The 12,277-nt window shown below is 68.3% G+C and carries 10 protein-coding genes; 2 read left to right on the top strand and 8 right to left on the bottom strand.

The features are described from left to right. Positions 1-2 precede the first annotated feature (2 nt). Positions 3-1,487 (bottom strand): CoA-acylating methylmalonate-semialdehyde dehydrogenase, encoded by a 1,485-nt coding sequence (locus tag K5L49_RS05385; protein ID WP_223690968.1) that lies wholly within the window; start codon positions 1,485-1,487, stop codon positions 3-5. A gap of 108 nt (positions 1,488-1,595) precedes the next feature. Between K5L49_RS05385 and K5L49_RS05380 the strand changes: the two genes are divergently transcribed. Further along, positions 1,596-3,227: a PucR family transcriptional regulator gene (locus tag K5L49_RS05380; protein ID WP_223690967.1), complete on the top strand. Its 1,632-nt coding sequence runs from the start codon at positions 1,596-1,598 to the stop codon at positions 3,225-3,227. 30 nt (positions 3,228-3,257) lie between these two features. Here K5L49_RS05380 and K5L49_RS05375 read toward each other — a convergent pair whose 3' ends face one another. From K5L49_RS05375 to K5L49_RS05345, 7 genes are all read right to left on the bottom strand, one after another. Then, entirely contained in the window at positions 3,258-3,617 is a 360-nt protein-coding gene (locus K5L49_RS05375; RefSeq protein ID WP_223690966.1) for a cupin domain-containing protein, read from the bottom strand. 11 nt (positions 3,618-3,628) lie between these two features. After that, a complete protein-coding gene (locus K5L49_RS05370; RefSeq protein WP_223690965.1) occupies positions 3,629-4,492 on the bottom strand; it encodes an ABC transporter permease in 864 nt (287 codons plus the stop codon). Next, complete coding sequence (locus K5L49_RS05365) at positions 4,489-5,469, bottom strand: ABC transporter permease (RefSeq protein WP_223690964.1); 981 nt, start codon at positions 5,467-5,469, stop codon at positions 4,489-4,491. Before K5L49_RS05365 ends, K5L49_RS05370 begins: the two co-directional genes overlap by 4 nt. Continuing rightward, a complete protein-coding gene (locus K5L49_RS05360; RefSeq protein WP_223690963.1) occupies positions 5,469-6,647 on the bottom strand; it encodes a polyamine ABC transporter substrate-binding protein in 1,179 nt (392 codons plus the stop codon). The genes K5L49_RS05365 and K5L49_RS05360 overlap by 1 nt, the downstream gene beginning before the upstream one ends. A gap of 1 nt (position 6,648) precedes the next feature. Further along, positions 6,649-7,764, bottom strand: coding sequence for an ABC transporter ATP-binding protein (locus K5L49_RS05355; RefSeq protein ID WP_223690962.1), 1,116 nt, complete (start codon positions 7,762-7,764; stop codon positions 6,649-6,651). Positions 7,765-7,776: 12 nt separating this feature from the next. Then, positions 7,777-9,183, bottom strand: coding sequence for an NAD(P)/FAD-dependent oxidoreductase (locus K5L49_RS05350; RefSeq protein ID WP_223690961.1), 1,407 nt, complete (start codon positions 9,181-9,183; stop codon positions 7,777-7,779). A gap of 160 nt (positions 9,184-9,343) precedes the next feature. Continuing rightward, entirely contained in the window at positions 9,344-10,795 is a 1,452-nt protein-coding gene (locus K5L49_RS05345; protein WP_374107675.1) for a helix-turn-helix domain-containing protein, read from the bottom strand. A 139-nt stretch (positions 10,796-10,934) separates the two neighbouring features. Between K5L49_RS05345 and aceA the strand changes: the two genes are divergently transcribed. Next, entirely contained in the window at positions 10,935-12,248 is a 1,314-nt protein-coding gene (gene aceA / locus K5L49_RS05340) for an isocitrate lyase (protein WP_223690959.1), read from the top strand. The last annotated feature ends 29 nt before the right edge of the window (positions 12,249-12,277 follow it).

The following is a 12,277-nucleotide window of genomic DNA, read 5'->3' as shown; positions in this document are numbered from 1 at the left end:
GCTCAGGAGTTGCCCGGGAACGCGAGCTCGATCTTCGAGTGCACCGGATCTGGCCAGCGGGAGGTCACGACCTTGCTGCGCGTGTAGAAGTGGAACGACTCGGGGCCGTAGATGTGCGAATCGCCGAACAGGGAGTTCTTCCACCCGCCGAACGAGAAGGCGCCGATCGGCACGGGGATCGGCACATTGATGCCGACCATGCCGACCTCGATGTCGAACTCGAATTGGCGGGCGGCGCCCCCGTCGCGGGTGAACAGGGCCACACCGTTTCCGTAGGGGTTGGCGTTGATCAGGGCGACTGCCTCCTCGAAGGTGTCGACGCGCACGACAGCGAGCACCGGGCCGAAGATCTCGTCGGTGTATACCCGCATGTCGGTGCCGACGTTGTCGAGCAGGCTGACGCCGATGAAGAAGCCGTCGCCGTCGAACGTCTTCTGCGTGCCGTCGACGACGACGGTGGCGCCCTCGGCCGCCGCGCCCGTGACGTACGAGGCGACCTTGTCGCGGTGCTCACGGGTGATCAGCGGACCCATCTCGGAGGCCTCGTCGGTGCCGTCACCGATGATGAGGGTGTCGAGACGGCGCTCGATCGCGGGCACCAGTCTGTCGCCCACCTCGCCGACGGCCACCAGCACGCTCACGGCCATGCACCGCTCGCCGGCCGACCCGTAGGCGGCAGAGACGGCGGCATCGGCCGCGGCCTCGATGTCGGCGTCTTCCAGCACGACCATGTGGTTCTTGGCGCCGCCGAGCGCCTGGACGCGCTTGCCGTTGGCGCTGGCGCGCTGATAGATCGCCCGGGCGATCGGGGTGGAGCCGACGAAGCTGACGGCGTCGACATCCGGGCTGTCGAGGATCGTGTCGACGGCGACCTTGTCGCCGTGCACGACGTTCAGCACGCCGGCCGGCAGGCCCGCCTCCAGGAAAAGCTCGGCGAGGAACACTGAGGCGCTCGGGTCTTTCTCGCTCGGTTTGAGTACCACGGTGTTGCCGCAGGCGATAGCGCTGGCCACCATCCAGAGGGGCACCATCACCGGGAAGTTGAACGGGGTGATGCAGCCGACGACACCGACGGGCTGTTTGACGCTGTGCACATCGACACCGGTCGACACCTGCTGGCTGTACTCGCCCTTGAGCTGGTTGATGAGGCCGGAGGCGAACTCCACGTTCTCCAGGCCGCGACCGATCTCACCGGCTGCGTCGGAGAGGACTTTGCCGTGCTCGCTCGTCACGATTGCGGCCAGCTGGGGGGAGCGTTCTTTGAGGAGGTGGCGCATCCGGAACAGCACATCGGCGCGCTTGGTCAGACTGGTGGCGCGCCAACCCGGGAGGGCGGTGCGCGCGGCGGCGATGGCCTGCTCGACGTCGGCGACGCTGCCGAGCACGACCTCGTGCTGGTGATCGCCGGTGGCCGGATTGAAGACGGCGCCCGTGCGGGTGGGCTCACCGGTCTGGCGACCGTCGATCAGATGGCGGATGAGGGCCACGCGGCATCCTCCTCGGTTGAGCGGACAAAGTGCCCGGATTGAACAGTAGGCTTGCATCCCAATGATCACAGAGAGCGAGGGGCGGAGTCGATGCCAGATCGTCGCGGCTTGAGCGCTGACAAGACAGATCGTCCGGCTGCGGAGACGGCGGCCGTGCTGCCGACTGTGCGGGAGATCCTGCGCTTCGACGATGTGGCCCGTGCCTTGCCTGAGGTGCTGTCCGGCGAGGAGGCGCTCGACCGCCCGGTGCGCTGGGTGCACGTCTCCGAGACGGCCGACGTCGCCCGCCTGGTGCAGGGTGGCGAGCTGCTGCTGTCGACCGGGGCCGGGTGGCCTACCGGGGAAGGGGCGTTGCGTGCGCTGGGCGCGCAGCTCGCCGCCGCCGACGTGGCCGGGCTCATCCTCGAACTCGGCCCCCGCACCCCGGAGGCGCCGCCCCCGCTCGTCGAGGCTTTCCGGCGCACAGGGCTGCCGTTCGTGGTGCTGCACCGCGAGGCGCGGTTCATCGCCATCACCGAAGCCGTTCACTCCCGCATCATCGCCGACCAGATGGGCGCATTGCGGGCGCGCGACGAGATCCACGCGCTCTTCACCGAGCTCAGTCTGCGTGGCAGCCCCGCCGACTTCATCGTCTCGCAGGCGGGCCGCGTGCTCGGCAGTCCGGTCGTGCTCGAAGACCTCACCCATCAGGTGCTCGCCGCCGAGACGCTCGGCGCGGGCGACGATGTACTGCGCGATTGGGAGCACCGGTCGCGCGACGCGCACCGCGGGCGGCACAGGGACGACGATGGCGACTGGTCGATCCGCCCGGTCGAAGCGAGGGGGATGCGCTGGGGCTCGCTCATCGCGCTTCCCGGAGAGCCGCACCCCGCCGGTCGTTCCAATGTGCTCGAACAGGCGGCCGTGGCCCTGGCTCTCAGCCGTCTGGCCGACCGGGATGCGGACGAATGGACCAGACAGAGCCACGACCGATTGCTCGGTGCCCTGCTCGGTCGTCGCTTCGCCAGTGAGAGCGGTCTCGTGGCGCGGTTCGAGGCGGCGGGGTTCGGGGTCGCCGATCGCGTTCTCACCGGCGTCGCGGTCTCGGTGAGCTCCCGGCAGGACGTCGGTCGGCTGGCTGCGACGGCGCTCGCCGTGACGCGCGAGCTGGGCGTGGATGCGTTGGCGGCGCCGCACCCGTCGAGGCCGGAGCATCCGCTGGTGCTGGCGGTCTCGGCCCGCGCTGGCCGTTCCCTCTCCGACGCCGGCCTGCAGTCCGTGGCCCGGGCGGTGGCAGTGGAGGCTCGCCTGGGTGAGGGGGCCGTAACGGTGGCGGTGGGCTCGGAGGCGCCGGGCATCCCGGCCCTGCTGGCGTCGATCGATGAGGCGGTCGAGCTGCTCGCCCGGGCCGGGGGGCAGCGTTCTCGCGGTGCGACCGTGCAGCGGGTGGAACGGCGTCCGCTGCTGCGCCTCGTCACCGCTCTCGGCAGCGATCCGCGGATGCAGGAGCACAGCGAATTGATGCTGCGGCCGCTGATCGAGTACGACCTCGCCTCCGAGGGGGATCTGCTCGATGTGCTGCGCGCGTATGTCAGCCACCCCGGCAATCGCACCAGGGCTGCGACGGCGAGCCATCTCTCCCGGTCGGTGTTCTACCAGAGGATCGCCCTCATCGAGCAGCTCCTGGGCGTCGACCTGGACGACGGCGAAACCCTGAGCGCGCTTCACACTGCCCTCCTCGCCCGCCGCCTCACCTCCTGAGCGGCCTTGACGCCAGGGCTATGTCCAGGACTATTCGGTGAGGTAGATCTTGCGGAGGGTGCTGGTGACGGTCCACCGGGTGCGGTCGCCGGCGCTGAGCCGCACGACATCGCCCGGCCCGACCGTAAGGGTGAGGCCGGTGTCGAGGAAAGCGATCGTGGCGTGGCCGGCGATCACCACGAACATCTCGTCGGCCTCGACATCGGTCATCTCTCCCGGAGTCATCTCCCAGACGCCGACCTCGAGCGCGCCGAACGTGCCGAGTTCGAGCAAGCCCGTGGTCGGGGACCCTGCCTCGCGTTGCTCCTCCGGAACCGGTTCATGGGTGAGCTCGACGGTGCTCGCTGCAACTCGGGCCGTGCCGTCGAAGACGGCGGGGTGATCGGTCATCGGTGCTCCTCCTACGCGCTCGCGAGCGTCTTGGCCATCTCTTCGGCATTCGCGCCGCTGCGTCGGAGCACGAGGGCGACGACGGCCAGGGCCACCAGGGTCAGCACGAACATCACGGCCGAGACGGCCGCGATCTCCGGGCGCAGGCCCACCCGCAGCGAACTGAAGATGTAGACGGGCCACGGAGTGGAGCCGGGCACCTGCACGAAGCTCGACACGATCGTGTTGTCGAGACTGAGCGTGAACGACATCAGCGCCCCGGCCCAGATCGCCGGGCTCGCCACGGGCAGCGTGATCTGCCAGAACCGTTTCAGCGGCGGGGCGTAGAGATCGGCCGCCGCTTCTTCGAGCGCCTCGTCCATCCCCTGCATCCTCGCGCGCACGATGAAGGTCACCACGGCGACCGAGAGCACCGCGTGCGCGACGACCAGACGTACGAGGCCATTGCTGAACATCCCGATGCCGAAGTCGGTGCCGAGGCTCACGAACCACGGCAGCATCGAGACGGCGTCCACGATCTCGGGCGTGAACAGCGTGATGGAAAGCAGCAGCGTCGCCCAGATCACCCAATTGGCCTTCACCTTGGAGCGGGCGAGCGCGAGACCGCCAAGCGTGCCGAGCACGGTGGAGAGCACCGCCGCGCCGAGCGCCGCCTGCAGGGAGGTGACCACCGAGCCCCGGATGACAGGGTTCGCCCAGGCGTTGGAATAGGCGGTGAAACCGAAGCCCTGCCAGGTGGCCAGAAGGCGTCCGGTGTTGAACGAGTAGACGATCATCACGATGATCGGCAGGAAGAGGAAGACGAAGACCAGGATGCCCCAGATGAGCAAGCCGATTCGAACGCCGTCACGGCGCGGGCGGTGGACGAGGGTCATGCGGTGCCTCCTGAGGCCGGAGCGAGACGTCGGGACCGTTTCACGAAGAAACGCAGCAGCAGGGTCAGCCCGCCCACCAGCACGACGGCGGCCGCGATGAACAGCATCAGGAGCACCGCCATCGCTGAGCCGAGCGCCCAGTTCTGGGCGGTGTTGAACTGGCTCGCGACCAGCTGGCCGACCATGTTGCCTTGGGCGCCGCCGAGCACCGAGGCGGTGACGTAGTCGCCCATCAGAGGGATGAACACCAGCAGGCAGCCCGATGCTATCCCCGGGGCGGCGAGGGGCAGCGTCACCTGGACGAAGGTGCGCACCCGGTTCGCGCCCAGGTCGGCGCTCGCTTCGCGGAGAGGTTGTCCGGCCCGGTCCATCGCCACGTACAGGGGCAGGATCATCAGGGGCAGGTAGTTGTAGACGACCCCGAGCTGAACGGCCGCCTGGGTGTAGAGCACGTCGAGATTGCCGTGGAGGAGCCCGGTCTTCTGCAGTGCATCCGAGAGGAACCCTTGAGGGGAGAGCACGATCTGCCAGCCGAGCGTGCGCACCAGGAAGTTGGTCCAGAACGGCACGAGGACGAGCGCGAGCGCCAAGGCCCGGTATTTCGGGTTGAGTTTCACGGCGAGCCAGTAGGCGAACGGCACCGCGATCACGAGGCAGATCGCCGTGCCGAGCAGGCCGATCTTCAGTGTGTTGAGGAAGGTGCCGAGGAACGTCGCATCCAGGGCCTCACCGTAGCGGTCGAACGACAGCCGATCGTTCGCGTGGGCGGAGAACAGATCGGGCTTGTAGCCGAAGCTGTACCAGAGCACGAGGCAGAGCGGGATGATGAAGAAGAACAGCACGAATGCCCAGGTCGGGAAGCCGGCGATCGTCGTCCCCGAGATCCGTCCACGTCGCCGGGGCGGTTTCGGCCGGCCGGTGCGTCCGGTGGTGCCCACCTGCAAGGCCAGCAGGGATTCGGTCTTCGTGGTGGTCATCACGAACCTGCTTTCGCCATCATGCGGTTGACGATCGAGACGAGCCGTTCGGCCGCGCCATTGAGCTCGGCCGGCGTGAGGCGTGCGATCACGCTCGCCGGCGGGAAGACCAGTTCGGGCAGCTCGAAGCCCTCGCTCTTCGCACGCTCTTCGAGCCCTTTCACGCCGGTGGAGTATCCGATGTAATCGACTTCGCGGTACGAGGCGGCGGGTTCGAGCATCGAGTCTATGAAGGCGTAGGCGGAATCCGGATGCTGCGCCCCGGTCGCGATCGCCCAGGTGTCCATCCAGAGGTTGGCGGTGGGCGTGGGGTAGACGAACTTCCAGTTCTTGGGGATCTTGTCAGTGGCGAGCATCCCCTGCCGCGCGTCGCCGTTGAAGGCCTGGATGAGCGTGAAGGTCCCCTCGGGGATGCCGCTGGTGACGGCGGTCGAGTTGAACGCCTTGATGTGCGGCGCGATTTTCTGAACCAGGTAGTTCTCGCAGGCGTCGAGGTCGGCCTTCTTCGTGGTGTTCGGGTCGATGCCGTTCGCGCCGAAGTACATGCTCGTGACCTCCCACGGGTCTTCGAGCACGGCGGTGTTCTTGCTGGCCTCGTTCTGCGCCGCGTCGAGGAAGTCGGCCCAGGAGCGCAGCGGACGCTTGATGGCGTCGGTGTCGTAGGCGAAGCCGGTGGTGCCCCAGTCTTTGCAGACCGTGTACGTGTTGCCGCGATCCCACGACTGGTCGGTGTAGAGCGGGTCGAGGTTGCCGAAGTTGTGCAGCCGTGAGTGGTCGAGCCGCTGGAGCAGCCCGTTCGCCACCATCATCGGAACGTAGTTGCCGGTCGGGACGACGACGTCGTAGCCGCTGGTGCCGCGTGTCGCGCCGAGCTTGGCGATCATCTCCTCGTTCGAGCCGTAACTGTCGAGCTGAACGGTGACACCGGTCTTCTTCTGGAACGCGCTGAGGTTGCCCGGGTCGTCGTAGTCGCCCCAGCTGTAGACGTTGAGCTGACTCTCCAGGTGGCGGTCGGGACGAGCGGAGGCGCCGAATGCGGTCTGCCTGCTGCACGCCGTGAGGGCGAGGCCGGCCCCGGCGATGGCGAAGCCGCTGAGCAGAGCCCGGCGGCTGATCCGCGCCGCACCGGCCTGGGGGATGAGGGCGACCACGTCGGCCGCGCGCCTTCCCGATCGCATCTCAGGCGGCCTCGACGGACTCGGCCGGGAACACGTGCAGGTCGGCATCCGTCCAGCTGCACCAGACGGCGTCGCCGGTGCTCAATGGCTCCACCTGGTTCGGTGGCCGACGGGAGAGCAGTTCGAGTCCGCTCGCCGTGACGACGACGTACTGGATGACGTCGCCGAGGAAAGAGATGCCGGCGAGCGTTCCGGGCACGGCCGTCGCCGAGGAGCGCTCCGTGGTCACGGCGACGGATTCCGCGCGCACGGCGACGCGCACGGGCGCGCCGGGGTGCGCATCCCGGTGGGCACCGGCCGAGCCGATGAGCCCGTCGGCGCCAAGGAGGGAGCCGTCGGCCTGTGGAGTCGCCTGGATGAAGTTCTGTTTGCCGATGAAGCCGGCGACGAAGGCGTTGGCGGGCGCCGCGTAGACCTCCTGGGTACTGCCGACCTGCTGGATGCTGCCGCCCTGCATGACGACGATGCGGTCGCTCATCGACAGCGCCTCCTGCTGGTCGTGCGTGACGAAGACGAAGGTGATGCCGAGCTGGCGCTGCAGGAGCTTCAACTCGATCTGCATCTCTTCGCGCAGTTTGCGGTCGAGGGCCGACATGGGTTCGTCGAGCAGCAGGACCCGTGGACGGTTCACGAGGGCCCGCGCGAGCGCGACCCGCTGCTGCTGGCCGCCCGAGAGTTTCTGCGGGCTGCGGTCGGAGAACCCGTCCATGCGCACCATGCCGAGGGCGTCGTGCACCCGGGCGGAGATCTCGGTTCGCGGCACGCGCTTCTGACGCAGGCCGTATGCGACGTTCTCGGCGACGGTCATGTGCGGGAACAGTGCGTAGGACTGGAACACGGTGTTGACCGGGCGCTTGTACGGCGGCACGTTCAGAACACTCACCCCACCCACCTCGATGTCGCCCTCATCCGGATGCTCGAAGCCCGCGATCATGCGCAGCAGTGTCGTCTTGCCGCAGCCGGAGGGGCCGAGCAGCGAGAGGAACTCGCCGGAGTGCACGTCGATGCTCACGTTCGAGACGGCGGTCGCGTCGCCGAACCGCTTCGTGATCTCGCGCAGCGTCACCGAGCCGTCGGTGGCCGTCGCCGGGGCGAGGGTGGGGGGAGCCAGTGTCATGGAGGTTCTCTTTCAGGAGTCGAAGCCGAGCCCGACCGCGTCGAGCGTCTTGAGGAAGAGGTTGCGGCGTCCGTCGTTGTGGTCGGCCTGGTCGAGGGCGCGACGGGTGAGGTTGATGCCTATGGCGGCAGCGGGCTCGGGCGGGAAGGGCAGCGGCCGGCTCTTCACCATCGCCAGTTCTGTGCGCTCGGTCGTCCGCCCGGCCAGCAGATCGAGCATGACCTTCGCGCCGAAATGCGTCGCGGCGACGCCCAGGCCGGTGTATCCGGTGGCGTAGGCGACACGTCCGCCGCGGGCGGAGCCGAAGAACGCGCAGAACCGGCTGCAGGTGTCGATGGCGCCGGCCCACTTGTTGGTGAACTGCAGGCCCTCCAGCTGCGGGAAGGTCGTGAAGAAGTGGTTCGCCAGCCGCTGGAACGTCTCCGGCCGGTTCTCGTATTCGTCGCGAACCCGGCCGCCGTAGTGGTAGATCGCGTCGTAGCCGCCGAACAGGATGCGGTTGTCGGCCGAGAGCCGGTAGTAGTGGAACTGGTTGGCGGAGTCGCCGAGGCCCTGCCGGCCCTGCCAGCCGATCGAGGTGAGCTGCGCATCGGTGAGGGGCTCGGTCATCAGCACGTAGTCGTAAACGGGCACCGTGAAGAGGCGGTTGCGTTTGAGCAGCGACGGGAACACGTTCGTGGCGAGCGCAGTGCGTTCGGCCTTCACCGTGCCGTGCGGCGTGCGCAGCGTGGTGCCGTCGCCGATCGAGGCCACAGGGGAGTTCTCGAAGATCTCCACACCGGCCTCCGCACAGGCGCGGGCCAGCGCCCGGGCCAGTTTCGCCGGGTGGACAAGAGCCGAGTCGGCCGAGCGGAGGAGCCCGGCGAGATAGGTGGGGGAGTTCACCTCGGCGCGAATCGCGTCGGTGTCGAGGAAGACAGCGTCGTCGCCGTTCGCCCCCTCCCGCAGCCATTCCACCTGGTGCGGTTCGGTGGCCAGATCGATCGCGCCGTTGCGTTCGAAGTCGGCGTCGAGACCGAGCTCGGCCACGGTGCGCTCGATCTCGTCGAGGTTGGCCATGCCGAGGCGCTGCAACTCGTCGAACTCTCCGGCGAAGCGGCTGCGCCCGTTCTCCTCACCGTGGGTGAGGCTGGCCTCGCAGAACCCGCCGTTGCGCCCGGAGGCGGCCCAGCCGATGCGCCGGCCTTCGAGCAGCACGACCCGCGCGGCCGGATTCTCCTGCTTCGCCAGCAGAGCTGTCCAGAGCCCGGAGTACCCGCCGCCGACGACCGCGAGGTCGCAGCTCAGCTCGCCGTGCAGCGCGGGGTAGTCGTCACCGGGCGCGTCCTCCAGCCAGAACACCGACTGGCGGGCTCCGGCGAGGGCATGGTCGACCACGGACGCGGCGGGGCGCATCCTCTCGAAAACAGTTGTTGCCACGTTCGGAGCCTCAAAGCCTCTCTGCTGGTTTGTGACATTCTCGCAAGTCGTCGTCGCACAAATCGACGGAATTCGTACCGAAATCCCTACCATTCCATCCATTTCGTCCGAGCGCCACCCTGCCCCTCGTCTCAGGAGAATTCGGTGCGCCCCGACCGTCCTACGGCTGGTGGCGCTCCAAGAAGGTGTAGACCTCGGTCGCATCGACGCCGGGGAACGTTCCGGTCGGGAGGGCGGCGAGAAGGCTGGTCGGGGTGCGGGCGCTCGGCCAGGACTGCCCCGCCCACCGTTCGGCCAGGGCGGCGGGGGCGCGTCGGCAGCACGATTCGTCCGGGCAGCGCGAGACGGCGCGGGCGGTGGTCTCGCGGCCGCGGAACCATTTGACATCGGCGAAGGGAACCCCGACGCTGACCGAGTAGTCGCCCTCCTTGGCCTTCTCGATGCGCGATGTGCACCAGAAGGTGCCGCGAGGCGTGTCGGTGTATTGGTAGTACGGGCTGAACCGGTCGGCCACATCGAACACCGTGCGGGCCGTCCAGCTCCGGCAGACGGGGGTTCCTTCGACAGCGCCGAGGGCATCCGAAGGGAAGGCGACCGAGTCGTTCTCATACGCCTTGATGATCGTTCCCGATTCGTGCACCTTCATGAAATGCACGGGGATGCCGAGCCGTGCGGTCGCCAGGTTGGTGAAGCGGTGGGCGGCCGTCTCGTAGGAGACCGCGAACGCATCCCGGAGGTCCTCCATCGAGATGCGGCGGAAATTCTTCGCTTCGGCGAGAAAGGCCACGGCAGCCCTCTCCGGCAGCAGGATGGCCGCGGTCAGATAGTTGGTCTCGACCCGTTGACGCAGAAAGTCGGCATAATTTCGCGGCTCGTCGTGCCCGAGCAGGTGGGAGGCGAACGCTTGAAGGATCGGCGACCGCGAGTCGCGGGAGGCCGACGTCTCGGTCGGCAGGTAGATGCGACCGTTGCGTTTGTCGGTCACGGAGCGGGTGGAGTGCGGCAGATCGCCGACGTAATGCAGGGAGTAGCCGAGGTGGTCGGCCATATCGGCGACCACCTGCTGGGAGACGGGACCTCCGGAATGTCCGACGGTGGTCAGCAGCTCGCCGGCGATGGCCTCCAGCTCGCCGAAATAGTTGTCGCGGGCGCGCATGGTGGCGCGGAGCTCGGCATTCGCGCGCCGTGCCTCCTCCGGGGTGGCGGCACGCTCGCGGTGCAGCCGCTCCACCTCCTGATGAAGGGTCAGGATGGCCCGCAGACTGGCGTCGCTCTGGGCTTTCGACACTCGGGTGGGCTCGATGCCGAGCGCGGCGAAGACCGGACCGCGCTGGGCCCGTTCGACGGCGATCTCCAGGGCGGCGCGTTCATCCGGCGGCGTCGGGTCGAGCAGGTCGTCGACCGTCACGCCGAGCGCGGCCGCGATCGTGCGCAGCAGGGCGAGGCGCGGCTCCCGGTTGCCGTTCTCGATCGTGGAGACCTGCGAGGGTGCGCGATCGATCGCGGTGGCCAGCGCCTCCAGGGTGAGCCCCCGGGCGATGCGGTACGAGCGGATACGCCGCCCGAGCGTGAGGGCGTCGATGTTCGCGTCGTCTTCGACGGTCTCGGTCATGCAGGCCATGCTGACACTCGCCGGATGTTCTGGCAAACAGAAGAAGCGCAGTTCTTCTGTGGACGAATCCGAGGTCGGGGATGTGCGGACGGCGCAGGCTCGGTGCAACAGACCCGCACTCCCGACTTCGGAGGAAACGATGAACCCCGACACCACGATCCGCCCCGGCGACACGGTTCAGACGGCCGCCAGGCTGCAGCTCGAATGGGATGCCGACCCGCGCTGGTCGGGCATCCGCCGCGACTACACCGCCGCTGATGTCGTCGCCCTGCGGGGGCCGGTGCGGGAGGAGCAGACCCTCGCCCGACGTGGGGCCGAACAGCTCTGGGAGCTGATCCAGCGAGACGGGAGAGGTCAGGACGCCCGCTGGGTCTCGGCCCTCGGCGCGCTGACCGGCAACCAGGCGGTGCAGCAGGTGAGGGCCGGCCTCGAGGCGATCTACCTCTCCGGCTGGCAGGTCGCGGCCGACGCCAACCTCGCCGGGCAGACCTATCCCGATCAGAGCCTGTACCCCGTGAACTCAGTTCCGGCCGTCGTGCGACGTATCAACAACGCCCTGCTGCGCGCCGGCCAGATCGAGGGCACCGAGGGCGCGGTATCCGATTGGATGGCGCCGATCGTCGCAGATGCGGAGGCGGGCTTCGGCGGACCCCTCAACGCCTACGAGCTCATGCACTCGATGATCCAAGCCGGGGCCGCCGGCGTGCACTGGGAGGATCAGCTCGCCAGCGAGAAGAAGTGCGGGCACATGGGCGGCAAGGTGCTCGTGCCGACCGGGCAGCACATCCGCACGCTCAATGCGGCGCGCCTCGCCGCCGATGTGGCCGGAGTCCCCACGATCGTGATCGCCCGCACGGATGCGCTGGCCGCGACCCTGCTCACCAGCGACCACGACGAGCGGGACCGCGAGTTCGTGAACGGCGAGCGCACCGCCGAGGGGTTCTACGAGGTTCGCAACGGCATCGACCCCGTTCTCGCCCGCGGGCTGGCCTACGCGCCCTACGCCGACCTGCTCTGGGTGGAGAGCTCGGAGCCGGATCTGGAGCTGGCGCGGGTCTTCGCCGAGCGCATCCACCGCGACTTCCCCGGCAAGAAGCTCGCCTACAACTGCTCGCCGTCGTTCAACTGGAAATCGCACCTCGACGACGACCAGATCGCACGGTTCCAGCGGGAACTCGCGAGCTACGGCTACGCGTTCCAGTTCATCACCCTCGCGGGTTTCCACGCCCTGAACCACTCCATGTTCACCCTCGCCCAGGACTACGCCGCTCGCCAGATGAGCGCATACGTCGACCTGCAGGAGGCGGAATTCGCCTCCGAGCGAGACGGCTACACCGCCACCCGCCACCAGCGGGAGGTCGGCACCGGCTACTTCGACCGCATCGCGACCGCGCTCAACCCCGACAGCGCAACGCTCGCCCTGGTCGGCTCCACCGAAGAACACCAGTTCTGACCGTCACCACCGACACGAAAGCAGACACG

The organism is Leifsonia poae, assembly GCF_020009625.1.
GTDB lineage: Bacteria > Actinomycetota > Actinomycetes > Actinomycetales > Microbacteriaceae > Leifsonia > Leifsonia poae_A.
The sequence above is the reverse complement of the archived record's forward strand: the minus strand, read 5'-3'. Positions and strand labels throughout refer to the sequence as shown.

What these genes read in the sequence shown, in the direction of transcription:
- aceA (WP_223690959.1), top strand. Translation starts at nt 10,935, where the DNA reads ATGAACCCCGACACCACGATCCGCCCCGGCGACACGGTTCAGACGGCC.
- K5L49_RS05375 (WP_223690966.1), bottom strand. Translation starts at nt 3,617, where the DNA reads ATGACCGATCACCCCGCCGTCTTCGACGGCACGGCCCGAGTTGCAGCG.
- K5L49_RS05360 (WP_223690963.1), bottom strand. Translation starts at nt 6,647, where the DNA reads ATGCGATCGGGAAGGCGCGCGGCCGACGTGGTCGCCCTCATCCCCCAG.
- K5L49_RS05365 (WP_223690964.1), bottom strand. Translation starts at nt 5,469, where the DNA reads ATGACCACCACGAAGACCGAATCCCTGCTGGCCTTGCAGGTGGGCACC.
- K5L49_RS05345 (WP_374107675.1), bottom strand. Translation starts at nt 10,795, where the DNA reads ATGACCGAGACCGTCGAAGACGACGCGAACATCGACGCCCTCACGCTC.
- K5L49_RS05370 (WP_223690965.1), bottom strand. Translation starts at nt 4,492, where the DNA reads ATGACCCTCGTCCACCGCCCGCGCCGTGACGGCGTTCGAATCGGCTTG.
- K5L49_RS05355 (WP_223690962.1), bottom strand. Translation starts at nt 7,764, where the DNA reads ATGACACTGGCTCCCCCCACCCTCGCCCCGGCGACGGCCACCGACGGC.